The organism is uncultured Roseobacter sp. (genome assembly GCF_947495275.1).
Classification (GTDB): Bacteria; Pseudomonadota; Alphaproteobacteria; order Rhodobacterales; family Rhodobacteraceae; genus Roseobacter.
In genome coordinates this window covers 1-17,257 of the sequence record NZ_CANLYL010000031.1, presented here as the reverse complement: position 1 = coordinate 17,257, position 17,257 = coordinate 1, and the positions used below count along the sequence as shown (strand labels likewise).

General features: G+C 58.4%; 13 protein-coding genes and 1 tRNA gene. 12 read left to right on the top strand and 2 right to left on the bottom strand.

Annotation, left to right across the window (positions count from 1 at the left end; translation table 11 throughout):
* Positions 1–70: 70 nt before the first annotated feature.
* Positions 71–160: transfer RNA gene (locus tag Q0802_RS24075), tRNA-Ser, on the bottom strand.
* Positions 161–357: 197 nt separating this feature from the next.
* Between Q0802_RS24075 and Q0802_RS24070 the strand changes: the two genes are divergently transcribed.
* The 9 genes from Q0802_RS24070 (at position 358) to Q0802_RS24030 (ending at position 11,099) form a co-directional block, all read left to right on the top strand.
* Positions 358–1,251 (top strand): SPOR domain-containing protein, encoded by an 894-nt coding sequence (locus Q0802_RS24070; RefSeq protein WP_298922523.1) that lies wholly within the window; start codon positions 358–360, stop codon positions 1,249–1,251.
* Between the two features lie 17 nt (positions 1,252–1,268).
* Complete coding sequence (locus tag Q0802_RS24065; protein ID WP_298922522.1) at positions 1,269–2,438, top strand: D-alanyl-D-alanine carboxypeptidase family protein; 1,170 nt, start codon at positions 1,269–1,271, stop codon at positions 2,436–2,438.
* Positions 2,435–3,073, top strand: coding sequence for a dTMP kinase (tmk, locus tag Q0802_RS24060; RefSeq protein ID WP_298922520.1), 639 nt, complete (start codon positions 2,435–2,437; stop codon positions 3,071–3,073). Before Q0802_RS24065 ends, tmk begins: the two co-directional genes overlap by 4 nt.
* Positions 3,070–4,176, top strand: a complete 1,107-nt coding sequence (locus Q0802_RS24055; protein WP_298922519.1) for a DNA polymerase III subunit delta' — start codon at positions 3,070–3,072, stop codon at positions 4,174–4,176. Before tmk ends, Q0802_RS24055 begins: the two co-directional genes overlap by 4 nt.
* A gap of 32 nt (positions 4,177–4,208) precedes the next feature.
* A complete protein-coding gene (locus Q0802_RS24050; protein ID WP_298922518.1) occupies positions 4,209–5,015 on the top strand; it encodes a TatD family hydrolase in 807 nt (268 codons plus the stop codon).
* Positions 5,015–5,815 (top strand): MBL fold metallo-hydrolase, encoded by an 801-nt coding sequence (locus Q0802_RS24045; RefSeq protein WP_298922517.1) that lies wholly within the window; start codon positions 5,015–5,017, stop codon positions 5,813–5,815. The genes Q0802_RS24050 and Q0802_RS24045 overlap by 1 nt, the downstream gene beginning before the upstream one ends.
* A gap of 54 nt (positions 5,816–5,869) precedes the next feature.
* Complete coding sequence (locus Q0802_RS24040) at positions 5,870–6,805, top strand: AEC family transporter (protein ID WP_298922516.1); 936 nt, start codon at positions 5,870–5,872, stop codon at positions 6,803–6,805.
* 118 nt (positions 6,806–6,923) lie between these two features.
* Positions 6,924–8,030: an efflux RND transporter periplasmic adaptor subunit gene (locus tag Q0802_RS24035; RefSeq protein WP_298922515.1), complete on the top strand. Its 1,107-nt coding sequence runs from the start codon at positions 6,924–6,926 to the stop codon at positions 8,028–8,030.
* Positions 8,031–8,033: 3 nt separating this feature from the next.
* Positions 8,034–11,099, top strand: coding sequence for an efflux RND transporter permease subunit (locus tag Q0802_RS24030; protein ID WP_298922514.1), 3,066 nt, complete (start codon positions 8,034–8,036; stop codon positions 11,097–11,099).
* Between the two features lie 4 nt (positions 11,100–11,103).
* Here the strand turns inward: Q0802_RS24030 and Q0802_RS24025 are convergent, their stop codons facing one another.
* A complete protein-coding gene (locus Q0802_RS24025; protein ID WP_298922512.1) occupies positions 11,104–12,558 on the bottom strand; it encodes an aldehyde dehydrogenase family protein in 1,455 nt (484 codons plus the stop codon).
* Between the two features lie 167 nt (positions 12,559–12,725).
* Between Q0802_RS24025 and Q0802_RS24020 the strand changes: the two genes are divergently transcribed.
* From Q0802_RS24020 to Q0802_RS24010, 3 genes are all read left to right on the top strand, one after another.
* Positions 12,726–13,103 carry a hypothetical protein gene (locus tag Q0802_RS24020; protein ID WP_298922511.1) on the top strand — a complete coding sequence of 126 codons (378 nt, stop codon included), beginning with the start codon at positions 12,726–12,728 and terminating at the stop codon, positions 13,101–13,103.
* 51 nt (positions 13,104–13,154) lie between these two features.
* The gene (locus Q0802_RS24015) at positions 13,155–13,646 is read left to right on the top strand and encodes a copper chaperone PCu(A)C (RefSeq protein WP_298922510.1); all 492 of its coding nucleotides are present in this window, start codon (positions 13,155–13,157) and stop codon (positions 13,644–13,646) included.
* 326 nt (positions 13,647–13,972) lie between these two features.
* Positions 13,973–17,005 (top strand): aminotransferase class III-fold pyridoxal phosphate-dependent enzyme, encoded by a 3,033-nt coding sequence (locus tag Q0802_RS24010; protein WP_298922509.1) that lies wholly within the window; start codon positions 13,973–13,975, stop codon positions 17,003–17,005.
* Positions 17,006–17,257: the final 252 nt, after the last annotated feature.

The following is a 17,257-nucleotide window of genomic DNA, read 5'->3' as shown; positions in this document are numbered from 1 at the left end:
CGCAACCACCCACAAAACAAAGAAAAAGGTCGTCAAAGACGACCTGATCAAATTCGAGGAAATGTGGTAGTGGCGGAGGAGGTGGGATTCGAACCCACGGTACGCTTTCACGCACGCCGGTTTTCAAGACCGGTGCATTCGACCACTCTGCCACTCCTCCGGTCCGTCCGTCCTAGTGATCTGCAAATGATTCTGAAACCGGAAAATTTAGCCCTGCAAATTCGTGGATATTTGCCGATATTTCGCGCGACACCTTCCCAGACAAGATAAGCCAAGCTAGAGTAGCGTCAAAGACCCCGCTTCAAGGGGCCAAAGAGCGTGCCGAACGTCCGGCAAACAGGCAAGGAAACAACGACAATGAGCGGCGACACATTTAACCTGTTTCGTAATTCGACAATGCGTCTGGCGGTGGGGCTATTCGCGGCTGGCATGCTGGCGGCCTGCGAAGAAGGCAAGAGTTTCAGCTTCAAGGATGTTTTTGCGCCCAAACCCGAAACAACCGAAGAAACCCCGGCAGCTCAGCCGACAGGCAACGTGATAGAACGAGATGTCGAGGCACCGGAGGTGTTTTCGGCAACAGAGTCAGGCCTGTGGGACGGCCGGCCATCGCTGGGTGGGGTGTGGGTGGCACACCCCGACGTCAAGGAGCCGGAGCGGGTCATCATCCGCAACCAGGACAATGGTCAGTTTGTTGTCGGCGCGTTGTTCCGAAGAGAGCGGGACATCCCCGGACCCCGGCTTCAGATTTCGTCCGATGCCGCGGAAGCATTGGGAGTATTGGCGGGGGCGCCCGTTAACCTGGACGTCACAGCTCTGATCAAAGAGACCGTCGAGGAAACCCCCATCGCGCCGGCGGCGGACGCCATTGAAACGCCCGAAGAGATCAACGAGACATCTCTCGATCCGATCGCAGCGGCCGGTGCGGCCATAGAGGCTGCGGAACCCACCCCTACAGAGACGACAACAGCGGCAGCCGCTTCAGCACCTGTCATTGAATCGACACTGCCAAAATCGACATTGAAAAAGCCCTTTATCCAGATCGGCATTTTCAGTCAGGAAGCAAACGCCGAGCGGGCTGCCAAGCAGATGCGCGGCGCCGGGCTGATCCCAACCGTCAAGGCGCAGGAAGCCGGTGGCAAGCCCTTCTGGCGTGTCGTCGTTGGCCCGGCGTCCTCCTCCTCCGAGCTCAAGAAACTGCTGCAAACAATCAAAGGCGAAGGTTTCTCTGATGCCTACGCCGTTACGAACTAGACATCTCAGGAGCTACCATGATCCGATCTGCTGTCGCCCTATTTGCGTTAATCGTTTCTGCAACAGGCACCCTGGCCTTTGATACCAAGGCCACGGCAGCGCTGGTGGTTGACCAAACCACGGGCACCGTATTGCTGGATAAGGACGCCGACACCCCCCTGCCGCCTGCGTCGATGTCCAAGCTCATGACGCTCTACATGGCTTTTGAAGCGATCCGGCGCGGGAAATCCGACGGCGGGCTGGATCTGAACGAGGCCTTGCCGGTATCGGAACATGCCCAATCCTATGGCGGCTCCAGCATGTTCCTGCGGTCAGGTGAGAGCATTACGGTCGAGGACCTTTTGCGGGGCATCATCGTGTTGTCAGGCAACGACGCTTGCGTGGTCATCGCCGAGGCACTGTCGCCGGACGGCACGGAATACGGCTTTGCGCGACTGATGACCCAACGGGCCCAGCAGATGGGGATGACCAACTCCACCTTCACCAACTCCAACGGCTGGCCCCAGCCCGGGCATCTGATGTCCATGCGTGATTTGGCATTGCTGGCCAACCGGCTGATCACTGATTTCCCCGAATTCTACCCGCTTTTTGCAGAGACCGAATTTGAATTCGACAACCGTGTCCCCAGCAACAAACGCAACCGTAACCCTCTTCTGACCATGGGGATCGGTGCCGACGGCCTGAAAACGGGCCATACGCAAGAGGCCGGATATGGATTGGCGGGTTCGGCAAAACAGGGTGACCGGCGCGTGATCTTTGTGATCTCGGGCCTTGGCAGCGTTGCTGAACGGGCTCAGGAATCCCAGGCAATTGTGAATTGGGCTTTCCGCCAGTTCACAATGCGCCCTCTTGCAAAAGAGGGTGAACAATTCGCGCAAGCCAATGTCTGGATGGGCAGCGAAGCCATGGTTGGGCTCGTCGCACCAGAGGATATTCAGGTGTTGATGCCCGCCCTTGCGGGCAATGAGATCGCCGGAGAAGTTGTCTATACCGGCCCCGTCAGTGCGCCAATTGCCAAAGGGGACCAACTGGCAGAACTGGTTTTCACGCTGGAAGGATTGCCCGAGACGCGCGTTCCCCTGGTCGCGGATCGCGCCGTTGAACGCGGTGGCTTTGTCAGCCGCGTAACAACTGCAGCCCTTGTCCTCTTCAAGAAGCTGGTGCAGGGACCTGAGGACGCAACGTGAACGCAAACCCGGGTGGGAACGGTACGTTCATCTCGTTTGAGGGCATAGATGGCTCCGGTAAATCAACCCAGGTCAAGATGCTGGCCGATCATTTACGTGAACAGGGACGCGACGTATTGCTGACACGCGAACCCGGTGGGTCCCCCGGTGCGGAGGAAATTCGCGCGCTTGTTTTGCAGGGTGATCCAGACCGCTGGTCGGCGGAAACCGAAATCCTGTTGTTTACGGCCGCGCGACGGGATCACATGGAGCGCACCATTCTGCCCGCGCTTGCCGAGGGCAAGATTGTGATCTGTGACCGGTTTGCTGACAGCACCCGTATGTATCAGGGATTGTCGCGCGGCGATTTGCGGGCGACGGTTGATCAGCTGCATGATCTGATGATCGGGCGCGAGCCGGACCTGACGATCCTGATCGACATGGATCCGACAACAGGGCTATCGCGCGCGCTTTCCCGGAAAACGGCAGATGAACGGTTCGAAGCCTTCGGCGAGGAACTGCAAGTGGCCATGCGTCAGGGCTTTCACGATCTGGCCGTTGAATTCAGGGAGCGCTTCCGCATTGTGGATGGCGCACGGGATATGGCGACGGTCGCTCAGGACATTGCCCGGGTGGTGGACGCCGAACTGCAATGAGTACGCCGGACCAAATCGAAGGTGCACCGCATCCGCGTGACACAGCACAGTTGTTTGGTCAGGATGCAGCACAGGAGGCCTTTCTCGACGCCTTTGCCACGGGCAGATTGCATCACGCATGGTTACTGACGGGGCCAAGTGGCATCGGCAAGGCGACGCTGGCATGGGCAATAGCCCGTTTCCTGCTGGCCACGCCACCTGTCGAGGAGGACGGACTTTTTGGCGCAGCACCAACGCCTACGTCGCTGTCCATTGACCCAGAACACCCGGTTGCACGGCGCATTGCTGCGGGCGCGGAACCCGGCCTCAAAGCGATCACGCGCACACCGAACCCGACCACCGACCGGATGCGGGATCAGATTGTGGTGGATGACATTCGGTCACTGGCCGGTTTTTTTCAACTTTCCGCTGCTGATGGCGGCCGACGTGTCGTCATCGTCGATGCGGCGGACGACATGAATACATCCGCCGCGAACGCGCTTCTGAAAATGCTGGAAGAGCCACCCGAGCGCGCAACTCTGCTGCTGGTCAGTCATCAGCCTTCGGGCCTGTTGCCCACCATACGCTCGCGCTGCCGGACGCTGCGGCTAGGCAGCCTGTCCGCCGAGGACATGGCCCGCGCTCTGGCACAGGCCGGAGTTGAAGCTCATACCGAAACACCGGCCTTGGCCGAGCTTTCGGGCGGGTCTGTCGGTGCCGCCATCCGACTTTCCCTGCTGGATGGATTACAAACCTATGGCGCGCTGATCCGTATTATTCAGACCCTGCCACAATTTGACCGGGCCGCCGCGCTGAAACTGGCCGAAGGGGCCGCCGCGCGCGGCGCCGAGGCAAAACGGGATCTCCTGTTTGAGCTCATTGATCTGCTTTTGTCGCGATTGGCGCGCACCGGCGCCACGGGTGCCCCGCCTGCCGTTGAAGCCGCCGCGGGCGAAGCGGAAATCCTTGCGCGCCTCGCGCGGTCGCAAAACGCGGGCCGTGCCTGGGCGCAGACAGCCCAGGAGACAGGGGCGCGGATGCGACACGGGCGTGCGGTGAACCTTGACCCTGCCGCTCTGGTCCTAGATACCCTGATCAAGATTAGCCAAACCGCCACCGGGTAAACTCGGGCCTGGCGCTGAACGACCGGACCGGCATGACCGAGATACCTCAGATCACCGACAGCCATTGCCACCTCGATTTTCCTGATTTCGATGGCCAGCATGCCGAGATCATAGCCCGCGCCGCTGAGGCTGGCGTGATCCGCATGGTGACAATCTGCACCAAACTCAAAAACGAGCAGAAGGTGCGGTCGATTGCCGAGGCTCACGCACCTGTCTTTTACGCGGCGGGAACCCACCCGATGAGTGCTGCGACCGAACCGCTGGCGACGGTGGATCAGCTTGTCGAGATTGCCCAGCATCCGAAAATGGTGGGGATCGGCGAAACCGGTCTGGATTATCACTACACCTCGGAATCCTCAGAGGTTCAGAAAACGTCCCTGCGCATTCACATCGAGGCCGCGCGTGCCACGGGCCTGCCACTGATCATTCACGCACGTGCAGCAGATGACGATATGGCCCGCATCCTGACTGAAGAATACCGCGCCGGTGCCTTTACTTGCGTCATGCATTGTTTTTCCTCTTCCGCCGAGCTTGGGAAAGCCGCCCTGGATCTTGGGTTTTATCTGTCCATGTCCGGGATCACGGCCTTTCCCAGATCGTCCGAGTTGCGCGATATTTTCGCCGCCGCACCGCTTGACCGTATTCTGGTCGAAACAGATGCCCCCTACCTTGCGCCGCCGCCCCACCGCGGAAAACGGAATGAACCGGCGTATACGGCCCACACTGCCCGTTGCGCGGCACAGACTTTCGGTGTGGATTACGCGCAGTTTGCGATGCAGACACAGGCCAATTTTGACCGTCTCTTCACCAAGGCCGCAAACTACGAGGCCGCCGCGTAATGGCTGAAATCCGTTTCACCATATTGGGGTGCGGCTCGTCGGGCGGTGTTCCGCGGCTGGGAGGTCATTGGGGGGATTGCGACCCCACCAACCCCAGGAACCGACGCCAAAGATGTTCCCTCCTGGTTGAGCGTAAAACAGGGGAAGGCATCACAACGGTTCTGATCGACACCTCGCCGGACCTGCGCAACCAGCTGCTGGCGGCTGATGTCGGACGGCTGGATGCCGTGATCTATACGCACGCCCACGCGGATCATGTGCACGGCATCGACGATCTGCGTATGGTCGTTTTCAACATGCGCGCGCGGCTGCCGGTCTGGGCGGATGCGCCCACGCGCGATGCGCTTTTGGACCGCTTTGCTTATGCGTTTGTGCAACCCGAAGGGTCCACATACCCGCCCATATTGGATATGAATCTGATGGCTGGTGAGGTCACAATAGAGGGGGCCGGCGGCACCATTCAGTTTTCACCCTTCACCGTTGCACATGGCGGGATGGACGCCCTGGGATTCCGGATGGGAGATGTGGTCTATTTGCCGGATGTGGCTGATATTCCGGATCAATCCTGGCCCTATCTTGAAGGGCTTGAGTGCTGGATTGTCGACGCCCTGCGCCGTGAGCCCCACCCCACGCACGCCCATCTTGCCCGCACGTTGGAATGGATCGACCGCGTGCAACCGAAACGTGCGGTACTCACGAACATGCATATCGATCTGGACTATGAAACGCTTCTTGCAGAAACCGCTGACCATATCGAACCGGCCTATGATGGCCTTACATTGACGTTTCCCTTGCCTTAACTCTCTGACAGATAATCATTTATCGCCAATGTTGCATTGGCACGAAAGTCGCTGATGCAAACCCTGCTCGATGTTATCCTGCCCGTCTTTCTGGTCATCGGATTTGGTTATGTGTCGGTCTGGCGCGGGCTCTTTCCGGTTGAGGGCATCGATGGGGTCATGCGGTTCACACAGAATTTCGCAATCCCTTGCCTGTTGTTTCAGGCGATCGCCAAGCTGGACCTTTATGCGTCCTTCGACATCGGTCTGCTCAGCAGTTTCTACGCGGGCGCAACCTTTTGTTTTATACTGGGGATAATGGGCGCGCGTGTCCTTTTCAAACGCGACTGGGAAGATTGCGTTGCCATCGGCTTTTGTTGCCTGTTTTCGAACTCGGTGCTCCTGGGTCTGCCGATCACGGAACAGGCTTACGGCGCCGAGGCCCTGACCGGAAATTTTGCCATCGTCTCCCTGCATTCCCCCTTCTGCTACGGATTAGGCATCACGGTGATGGAAATCACCCGCAACCGGGGGCAATCCGCGCGCGTTATGGCACGCGGCGTCCTGCGGGCCATGTTTCGCAATGCGCTGGTCTTGGCCATCGGGCTAGGTTTCATCGTCAATCTGACCGCAGTGCCGATCCCTACCGTCGTGGACGACGCGCTCTCTTTGATCTCACGCGCGGCTTTGCCCGCCGCTCTTTTCGCCCTGGGTGGCGTGCTGATCCAATATCGTCCGGAAGGGGACAGCCGGACGATAGCAATGGTCTGCATCGTCACGCTGATCCTGCATCCCAGCCTGGTGTGGCTCTTTGGGTCCGCTCAGAGCGTTGCGCCAGATGCATTCCGCTCGGGCGTTCTGACCGCCGCGATGGCGCCCGGGTTCAACGCCTATATCTTCGCCAATATGTACGGCCGTGCCCGTCGCGTCGCGGCCTCTTCCGTTCTGATCGCAACCGCAGCCTCCGTTCTGACGGTCTGGGTCTGGCTTGAGCTGCTCGCAACCATTTGAGCGCCAGTCGACCCGCCCGCCATTGCCAGGACCATTTGAAAACACTTGCCTTCAGTGTCGGCATCTGTAGATGTACCTCAGAACTAAACTAACCAGTTTACTTTTGGAGGTGAGTTTCATGCCGCGTTCAATCACCCTATTGATCACCAGCCTGATCATTCTGTCCGCCGCAGCGCGCATTGCCGTCGCACAGGATGCAAGTGTCGCGGATCTTGACCCGTCCGGGCAACCTGTGCCCGTGCCCTCGGTCAAGATCATTGCCCCAGAAGACATCAAGTCCGGCATTACCCGACGATTTTTTGGCCGCATTGCCGCCCGCGAAACAGTTGATCTGAGTTTCGAAGTCGGAGGGCGTCTGGTGATGTTGCCGGTGATCGAAGGGGAGACCATCGCCCAAGGCACGGTCGTGGCCGCGCTGGACACAGAGAAGTTTGAACGCGCCGTGGTGCGCGCCGAGCTTACCCTGCAGCAGGCCAGACGCGAGAGCGAACGCGCCGATCAACTCGCGCGATCCAATGTGACATCCGCAGTACGCGCAGAAGATGCCGCAACAGCGCGGGACCTTGCCGAGGTTGCTTTGCGTGATGCCCGCGATGACCTTGAAGAAACCACCTTGAGGACGCCTTTCACCGCGCTTGTGGCAGACCGCATCGCTGCGAATTTCACCAACATCTCCCCCGGTCAACCCATCTTGCGCTTGCATGACATGTCTGAGATCCGCGTGCAGATTGATGTGCCTGAGAGATTGTTCCTGTCTGGCATTCCCCCCGAAGCGGTAAGTTTCACGGGCAGTGTGCCGCAAGTCCCCGACCCCATCCCACTTGAACTGAAGGAATACGAAGCTCAGACCGAGGCAATCGGGCAGACCTTTCTGGTGTCTCTCAGTCTGCCGGACAGAGATATTCCCAACCTGATCCCCGGCGCGTCCATGACGGTCACCGCGACGGTGGATGTGGATTACGCGCAACCCGGTCGCGCACTGCCGGCAACAGCCTTGCTTCTTGGCAATGACCGAAAAGCGGACGTGATGGTGTTTGAGCCGGAAAGCGAGACCTCCGATTACGGTATTGTCCGCATCCAGCCCGTTGACGTCATTTCGCTGGCTGGCACCGATCTGCGCGTCACCGGTCTGCCAGAGGATGCGTTGATTGTCGGGGCCGGTGTTCATCTGTTGCAGGATGGCCAGAAGGTGCGGCGCTACACCGGCCTCACGGTTGAGGAATAGAGCATGCAAATCGCACGCAACTCCATCGAACGGCCTCTCTACACGTGGCTCTTCATGGCATTTTGTCTTTTGGGGGGTGCTTTCGGTTATCTGTCCGTGGGCAAGCTCGAAGACCCGCTTTTCACGCTGAAATCGGCGCTTGTGATAACCGCCTACCCGGGTGCCAGCGCGGCGGAGGTCGCCGCAGAGGTGTCGGAGGTCATCGAGGCGGAAGTCCAGCAGATGGATGAAGTCAAAATCATCCGGTCACGCAATTCTCCCGGCGTCTCCGTCGTGGAAGTCGAAATGCGCGACAGCTTTGGAGGGGATGCCTTGCCGCAGGTCTGGGATGATCTGCGCGACCGGGTGTCAGACGCCCAGTCGGCCCTGCCCGAAGGTGCACAGCCTTCCATCGTGAATGATGATTTTGGTGATGTTTTTGGCATTTTCTACGCGGTCACCGCGCCCGGCTTTACCGATGCTGAAATCTGGGAAATATCCAATTACCTGCGCCGTGAAGTCCTGTCGGTCCAGGGCGTTGCCAATGCGCAAGTGGCCGGCCTTCCGGAAGAGGCCATATTTGTCGAGCCCGACAGCCGAACGATTGCCAATCTCGGTGTCGATCCCACCGTGATATTGCAGGCTGTTACCGAAGCCGATCAGGTTGTGCCGACCGGTTCAACGCTGTCGGGTGGCAGCGATCTGCGCGTGGATGCGCCCATCGGGGAGGACAGTGTCAGCGAGATCGCGGGGTTGTCGATCGGCTTTCAGGGCGAGGTCGTCAATCTGCTCGACATCGCCACGGTCATCCGCGAGCGCGTTGAACACCCGCGTAACATCGTGCGTTACAACGGCACCCCCGCTTTCACGCTTGGCATCGCAGGACTGGATTCGCGCAACATCGTGACCGTTGGCCAGGCCGTTGAAGCCCATCTCAAGGAGATTGAGACCATTCTTCCCCTGGGCGTGGAATTGCACCCGATCTACGAGCAGCATCGGGTGGTGGATGAGGCCAATATCGGCTTTCTGATCAGCCTGGCGATGTCCGTCAGCGTTGTCATCGGTGTTCTGGCGCTGTTCATGGGATGGCGCGCGGCGGTTGTGGTCGGGCTGTCTCTGCTGTTGACGGTGATGGCGACATTTTTCTTCATGTATCTCTTCGACGTCAAAGTCGAGCGCATCAGCCTCGGGGCCTTGATCATTGCCATGGGCATGCTCGTCGACAATGCCATCGTCGTGGCGGAAGGTATGCAGGTCGAGATGCGCCGGGGCCGCAAAGCTTCGCAAGCGGCCAGTGAGGTCGCTGGCAAAACGCAGATACCGCTGTTGGGGGCGACGGTCATTGGCGTGATGGCCTTTGCCGGAATTGGACTGAGCCCCGATGCTTCGGGGGAATTCCTCTTCTCCCTTTTCGCGGTCATTGCGATTTCGCTGATGCTGTCCTGGCTGCTGGCCATCACGGTCACGCCGCTGCTGGCGCATTACTTTTTCCGGGTGGGCGGGCTTAAGGATGGCGAAGACCCCTACGATGGGGCCCTGTTTCGGGTCTACGGGAAAATGGTGCGGGCCGCCCTGCGCATGCGGTGGCTGGTGATCGCGGGATTGGTCGGGACGACCGTCGCTTGCGTGATGGCTTTCGGTCAGGTTACCCAGCAATTTTTCCCACCCGCAAACACACCGCTGTTCTATTTCAACTACAAAGGCGCGCAGGGTAGTTCGATCCATCAAACCAGCCGCGATCTTGCGAAGATTGAGGAGTGGCTGCTGACGCGCGACGACATCCTTTCTGTCACCGGTTCCGCCGGTCAGGGTGTGTCGCGGTTCGTTCTGACCTATGACCCGCCAGCGGTGGATACATCTTATGGTCAGCTTGTTGTCCGGACCACGGGGTTCGACGCAATCCCGGCCGTACGGGCAGCGCTCGATCAATTCGCCGCCAAAAACCTGCCCTGGGCCGAGACGCGATCAGAACAGATTATCTATGGCCCGCCTGTCGGGGCCGATGTCGAGGTACGTTTCTCCGGTCCCGACCCGGATGTCCTGCGGCGCATCGGTGCTCAGGCCCAGAAGATCTTTGAGACGGTAACAGCGGATCTGCACACCGAACGCACCGATTGGCGGGAGCGCGAAGTCATCACCCGCCCGATCTTTGCGGAAGACCGCGCGCAGGCCGTTGGTGTTACCCGCGCCAGCCTCGGACAGGCGGTTGCGCTGGCCACCGACGGCATTCGCGCAGGCAATTACCGCGAACGCGAGCGCCTGATCCCGATCATCGTGCGCACGCCCCGAGACGAAGTTGCCCTGCCCGGCCAGCTATTGGATCAGATCGTCTGGTCCCCCGCCCTTCAGGACTATCTGCCGCTTGACCAGATGATCGACGGTTTCGAAGTCGTCGTCCGCGACACGTTGATCGAACGCCGCGGACGTGTGCCGACACTGAGCGTGCAGGCCAATGTGATTGATGGGGTGACACCCCCCACAGCCTTCGTAGAAGTGCGCGCGCAAATCGAAGCGATAGAAATCCCGCCCGGCTATAGCATGGAATGGGGCGGGGAATTTGAAAGCGCAGGGGACGCGCAGGCGTCATTGGGTCGCCAGATGCCGTTGAGTTTTGGCACGATGCTGCTGATTACCGTCCTGCTCTTTGGCAGCCTGCGCCAAACCGCCGTTATCTGGACCATTGTCCCCATGGCGGTCAACGGCGTGGCGCTTGGATTGCTCTTTACCGGGGTTGCTTTCAGCTTTACCGCCTTGCTGGGACTGTTGTCGCTTTCCGGCATGCTCATCAAGAATGCCATTGTACTGGTTGAAGAGATCGACGCCCAAAAAGAAGCTGGACTGGTGCAGAAAGAAGCAATTGTGACGGCCTCTATCAGCCGTGTGCGACCTGTCGTTCTGGCAGCCGGCACGACAATCCTGGGGATGGTGCCGCTGCTGGCGGATTCCTTCTTTGTCGCGATGGCCGTTACCATCATGGCCGGGTTGGGTTTTGCGTCGATCCTGACGCTTGTCGGGGTGCCGGTGCTCTATCACACGTATTTTCGCAAGGAACGCCGGGCAGAAACGGCAATGGAGCCGGTGGCAGCATGAGAGATCAACCGTGCAGTGCGGCGACCGTTTTAAGCGTTGAAAATCCGTAAAGAGCTTCGAAGCCCTTTTCCCGCCCGTGACCAGACAGGCCGGTACCGCCAAACGGCAACTCCACGCCACCGCCCGCGCCATAGTTGTTGATAAAGACCTGACCTGCACGCAGCGCTTTGGCCATCCGCATTTGACGGGCACCGTCCGATGTCCAGACAGAGGCCACAAGCCCATAGCCTGTGCCATTCGCGAGCGCCAGCGCCTCGGCCTCATCTTCAAACGCCATGATAACCTGCACCGGACCAAACACCTCGTCCCGCGCCAGTGGATGCGCCTGAGGAACGTCGGCAAAAAGCGTTGGCTGAACGTAAGCGCCGCCGGTTGGTAAGTTCTGCACAAGAGATGCGCGGGCCGCCACCTCCAGATCGGAACCCTGTGCAAGGAAACCCTCTACCACCGCCTTCTGACGCTCTGAAATCAATGGGCCCACATCAAGGTCATCCATAGCTGGACCGACCTTCAGTTCGGCGTAGCGTGCAGCCATCCGGGCCAAGACCTGATCATAGACACGGCGCTGAACCAGAATTCTCGACGACGCCGAACAGGTCTGACCGGCGTTCTGAATGCCCGCATTGACCAAAAATGGTAAGGCCGCATCTACATCCGCATCGTCGAACACAATCTGCGGGGATTTTCCGCCCAATTCCAGCGTCACAGGTACCAGATTTTGCCCCGCAGATTGCTGCACCAACCGACCCACACCAACCGATCCGGTAAAGGAAATATGGTTCACCCCCGGATGCGCCGTCAACGCCGCCCCCGCTTCGCTCCCCAAACCCGGCACGACATTCAGGGCGCCCGCAGGCAGGCCAGCGCGCCGCGCCAGTTCCCCAAAGGCAAGCGCCGTCAAACAGGCCTCTTCCGCCGGTTTCAACACGGCCGCATTACCGGTCGCCAACGCGGCCCCAACCGAACGCCCGATGATCTGCATCGGATAATTCCACGGCACGATGTGGCCGGTCACACCATGCGGTTCACGCAGCGTATAGACTGTGTAGCCGTCCAAATAGGGTATGGTGCTGCCATGAAGTTTGTCCGCAGCACCAGCATAAAACTCCATGTAGCGGGCCAAGGCAGTCACATCCGCACGCGCCTGTTTGAGAGGTTTGCCCACATCGCGCGCTTCCAGCTCTGCAAGATGATCACTGTTCTCCAGCACCAGTTGACCCATCCGGTAGAGCACCCTGCCCCGCTCCGCCGCTGTTGCTCTGCCCCAGGGTCCTCGCAGGGCGTCAGCGGCAGCCCGCACGGCCTGACCCACATCCTCTGCTGACGCGCGGGCGATCTGACACAAGGCCGCACCTGTCGACGGGTCTGTCAGCGCAAGCGTCTCACCACCACCGCTGTCTTGCCAGATGCCATTGATGAAACACTGTGCGGGATCAAGATCGAGCGGGCGCAAGGTCATGGTCTTTCCTTCTCAACGGTGCCGGGATCAGGACAGTTTGTGCTCTTGCGGTCAAGCCAATTTCCGGCACGGGTTGCCTGGGTGAATTCTCCGACCCGCGCAAACGTCAGAACACAATCGCGCGTTCTGATCTGGACCATCTCAAAGACAACACCTAGGACTCGCTTATGCTTTGGCGGAGACTCCCTCTTTTCAGCAGGCTTGCCCTGACACTCGTTGCAACACTGGCAATGACATCAACGGCCTTCGCGCACCGTTTCTCGAAAGAGGACGATACGGCGGCATTGCTGGCCTATCTCAGCATGGGCGGCACACTCGCCGAGCTTTGCGGAAGTGCCGATCTTGCCCATCAGGCAACGCCTGTCTGCGAAGCCTGTATTGTCAGCGCTTCGGTGCTTTTACCCCGTCAGGATTTTGGGCAAGCTGACGCGTTTGATCCGGGGACCGCCAGAACCATCCTTGCGCCTGATGTGTCAATCGCCAGTGCTTCTTTTGGCCGATCTCATCGCGCGCGGGCACCACCTCTTCTTCATGACCTTGCTTAAAGTTACCGAAATACTCCCCTCAAAACCCTCGAAATTATGGGATCTCATGTCATGAAATTTCTCTTTCAGGCGGCCACTGCCGCCCTGTTCACCTTCACCACAGTGGCTTTCGCCCACGAATACACTGTGGGCGATCTGGTCATTGACCACCCAAGGGCCTTCGAAACCGCCAAGACCGCAAAAACAGGCGGCGGTTATCTGTTGGTCACCAACAACGGTGACACCGCGGATCGCCTGATCGAAGTACGCGCGGATTTTCCCAAGGTCATGCTACACACAACCGAAGAGACCGACGGCATTGCACGCATGATGCATGTTGATGCAATCGATATTCCGGCTGGCGAAACAGTCGCGTTGGAACCCGGCGGCTTCCACGTGATGTTCATGGGATTGAACGGTGATCCCTTTGAGGTCGGTGAGGAAGTTCCAGCCACGTTGGTCTTTGAAAACGCAGGCGAAGTCGAGGTCATGTTCAATATTGAAGAGCGCTCTTCAGGTCATGAAAACAAGGATGACCACTCGGAACATAAAACCACGAACTGAGCATACGCCTGTCAATCGGCCGCAACCCATGAACCCGCATCTTGATGAGCCCTCTATCTTAAAGCTTGAGGGCAAATCAGGTTCTTCATGGGCTGCGCTATCTCTATCTCGCGTCGCTGTTTGCATGTCGCGAACTCTGACCCTAATGAGGCGAAACATCCTCAACGCGAAAGCGGATCGTGCCCGGTGTCGGCCAGCACCCTGAGTTCAATGGCATCGAAGGGGCGTAACAAACGGGATCGGCTTTGCACTCTGCGTCGTTTCTTGACAGCGCGCATTCGCACGACCATCACGGTAGCAATGTTACGCAAGGCACCGGTGAGGTCATGAACAAGCACGAGAGCGACGCACATCTGCGGTCTCACTGGGCATCTACCCTCAAAGAACACTGGGACATTGACGCGCAGCTGAGCCGTCTGGACGGTGAATACGACCTGAATTTCCTGGCCGCCGATGCCAGCCGAGCCGGCTATATTCTAAAGGTAATGCGCACCGGTTGCGAAAGATGGTTGGTCGACATGCAGGTGCAGGCATTAGATCATATCAAAGCACGCGCGCCTGATCTCCCCTGCCCTCATGTTGTGCGATCATCCTGTGGTCAGCCACTGCTGAGCCTGCCGGATGAAAACGGTGATCAGCGCCTGGTCTGGATTCTCAACCAACTTCCGGGTCGATGTTATGCCAAGATCGAACCCAAGAGTATCGCGCTAATCCAGGACTTTGGGCAGGTACTGGCCGGATTTGCCAAGGCTTTGAAGGATTTTGACCATGAGGGGTTGGTCCGGGATTTCAAATGGGACCTGACACGTGCGGCCTGGATCATCGAAGAACTATGCTGCCTCAAGGACCCTTCACGGCGGGCGATTGTTGAAGACATCTGCAACGGCTTCGAAGAGCTGAAACAGGACCTGGCAGAGCAGCCCAGACAGGCCATCCACAATGATGCCAATGATTACAACGTCATGGTCGCCGGTGATTTCACCGGGCCACGTCACATCTCCGGTCTGATTGATCTGGGTGATATGTGCGCAGCACCGCGAATCTGCGATCTGGCAATTGCAGCAGCCTATGTCGTTCTGGACCACCCGGAGCCGGAAGCGGCACTTGCCGCACTTGTTTCGGGCTATCATGCAACTTATCCGCTGACCGCTGCTGAAGTTGACATGATCTGGCCCCTGCTGCGCATGCGCCTTGCCGTGAGCGTGATCAATTCCACGTTGATGTCGGCCAAGGCACCCGATGATCCGTATGTGACAATCTCGCAAGCGCCCTGTTGGCGGTTTCTGGAAGGCACTGCGCTGCATGGGGGGCTGCTGAAATCCCGTTTGCGCGCGGTTTGCGGTCTACCGGTTGTTGAAGGCGCAGACCGCGTTCTGGCATGGCTGGAAAATGAGCGGGGAAATTTTGCACCGCTCATGGGACAGGACCTTGCGGATGCACCGATGGGGTCGCTTTCAGTCGAACAGTCTACTTGGCCGCAGAATCCGTTCCACATGCCGTTGGACGAAGCCGCAAGAGTAGGAGAAGAATTCGAAGATCAGGGCTGCATTTGGCTGGGCTATTATCATGAACCGCGTTTGATCTACACTGATCTCGCATTCCGCAAAGGACCCTGGAAAGCGAGCAACAGGCGTACAGTGCATCTGGCCGTGGACGCCTTTGCCCCGTCAGGCACGCCCCTGACAGCCCCTCTGCGTGGCGAAGTTTTTGTGGCGGAGTATCGTTCAAGCCATCTGGACTACGGCGGCGTGATTATCCTGCGCCACGAGACGCCCCAAGGGGATCAATTCTATACACTCTATGGTCATCTTGATCCTGAATTCCTGAACCGCCTCAAACCCGGTGACGTCGTCGAAAAAGGGGTGGCGTTCTGCCAGTTGGGTGACCCTTCGATGAATGGCGGCTGGGCGCCTCATGTCCATTTCCAGCTCGCGCTGTCAACAGACGGGATCGAGGCAGACTGGCCCGGGGTCGCTGATCCTGATGAAATGTACCTATGGCGCGCGCTCTGCCCTAATCCGGCGGCATTGCTGAACCTGGCGGACGACAAGGTGCGTTATTCCCCGACTGACAAGATGACCGTTCTGGCCGAGCGCAAGGCACGGTTCGGCAGTAACCTGAGCCTCACCTACAGCGATCCCGTGATGTTGATACGGGGCTGGAAACATCATCTGTTTGATGAATGGGGACGGCCCTACCTGGATGCCTACAACAACGTGCCGCATGTCGGACACGCTCATCCTCGGATTCAGGCCGTTGTCGCGGATCAGCTAAAGCGGATAAATTCAAATACCCGGTATCTGCACCCTGCTCAGACAGCTTTTGCGGAAAAAATCCTCTCAAAGCTTCCCGATCATCTAGAGGTCTGCTTCTTTGTGAACTCAGGCTCAGAAGCCAACGAACTGGCGCTGCGCCTGGCGCGTGCACATAGCGGTGCCAAGGGCATTGTGACACCGGATCACGGCTATCACGGCAATACCACCGGTGCGATCGATATTTCGGCCTACAAGTTCAACAAGCCGGGTGGTGTCGGCCAGGCGGATTGGGTCGAATTGGTGGAGGTAGCGGACGACTATCGCGGAACCTATCGGCGAAACGACCCCGACCGCGCGCGCAAGTTTGCCAATCTGGTTGATGCAGCAATTATCGCCCTTCAGCAGAAGGGGCATGGTTTGGCAGGCTTTATTGCCGAAACATTCCCGTCGGTTGGCGGGCAGATCATCCCGCCAAAGGGATATCTCACCGCCGTTTATGACAAAATCCGCAACGCAGATGGCATCTGCATCGCCGACGAGGTGCAAACTGGCCTCGGCCGGTTGGGTCAGCACTATTTCGGATTTGAGCATCAAGACGCATTGCCTGATATCGTCGTTCTGGGCAAACCCATCGGCAATGGTCACCCCTTGGGAGTGTTGGTGACCACCAGAGAAATTGCGGAGAGCTTTGACAACGGGATCGAGTTTTTTTCAACCTTCGGTGGATCCACGCTGTCCTGCCGAGTTGGCAAGGAAGTTATGGACATCGTGGATGACGAAGCTTTGCAGGAAAACGCCCTTGTGGTCGGAGAGGAATTCATGAATCAGCTGAAAGAGCTGCAAAATGCACATGACTGTATCGGCGATGTCCGTGGGATGGGGCTCTTTCTGGGGCTGGAACTGGTCAATCCGGATGGCTCGGAAGCCTCTGACATTTGCTCCTACGTCAAAAACCGGATGAGAGATCACCGCATACTTCTGGGAAGCGAAGGCCCCTGCGACAATGTCCTGAAGATCCGCCCCCCTCTGACGATCACAAAGGAAGACACCAGAATGATCGCAACTGTCCTTGAGAAGGTTCTTTTAGAAATCCAGAACCGTTGACCCCTTCAGGGCCGATTTGAAAATTGATGGTGATCAGCTGAATGCGTAAGAAACTGTCCCGTCATTCGGGTAACAGCCTACGCATCGGCTCAACAGCGCGGGTTCAACGGACGGGCATGAACCGCCGCACTCGCAAATGCTTCCACGGCTTGCATCACTAAAAAAAAACGCCCCGCGGGACGCGGAGGCTTCGGAAGTTAAGTTGGTTGCGGGAGTAGGATTTGAACCTACGACCTTCAGGTTATGAGCCTG

Bases quoted from the DNA above. Each gene is read 5' to 3' on its own strand.
- Q0802_RS24030 (WP_298922514.1), top strand. From the start codon at position 8,034: ATGCAAATCGCACGCAACTCCATCGAACGGCCTCTCTACACGTGGCTC.
- Q0802_RS24040 (WP_298922516.1), top strand. From the start codon at position 5,870: ATGCAAACCCTGCTCGATGTTATCCTGCCCGTCTTTCTGGTCATCGGA.
- Q0802_RS24025 (WP_298922512.1), bottom strand. From the start codon at position 12,558: ATGACCTTGCGCCCGCTCGATCTTGATCCCGCACAGTGTTTCATCAAT.
- Q0802_RS24035 (WP_298922515.1), top strand. From the start codon at position 6,924: ATGCCGCGTTCAATCACCCTATTGATCACCAGCCTGATCATTCTGTCC.
- Q0802_RS24015 (WP_298922510.1), top strand. From the start codon at position 13,155: ATGAAATTTCTCTTTCAGGCGGCCACTGCCGCCCTGTTCACCTTCACC.
- Q0802_RS24020 (WP_298922511.1), top strand. From the start codon at position 12,726: ATGCTTTGGCGGAGACTCCCTCTTTTCAGCAGGCTTGCCCTGACACTC.
- Q0802_RS24055 (WP_298922519.1), top strand. From the start codon at position 3,070: ATGAGTACGCCGGACCAAATCGAAGGTGCACCGCATCCGCGTGACACA.
- Q0802_RS24065 (WP_298922522.1), top strand. From the start codon at position 1,269: ATGATCCGATCTGCTGTCGCCCTATTTGCGTTAATCGTTTCTGCAACA.
- Q0802_RS24050 (WP_298922518.1), top strand. From the start codon at position 4,209: ATGACCGAGATACCTCAGATCACCGACAGCCATTGCCACCTCGATTTT.
- Q0802_RS24045 (WP_298922517.1), top strand. From the start codon at position 5,015: ATGGCTGAAATCCGTTTCACCATATTGGGGTGCGGCTCGTCGGGCGGT.
- Q0802_RS24010 (WP_298922509.1), top strand. From the start codon at position 13,973: ATGAACAAGCACGAGAGCGACGCACATCTGCGGTCTCACTGGGCATCT.
- Q0802_RS24070 (WP_298922523.1), top strand. From the start codon at position 358: ATGAGCGGCGACACATTTAACCTGTTTCGTAATTCGACAATGCGTCTG.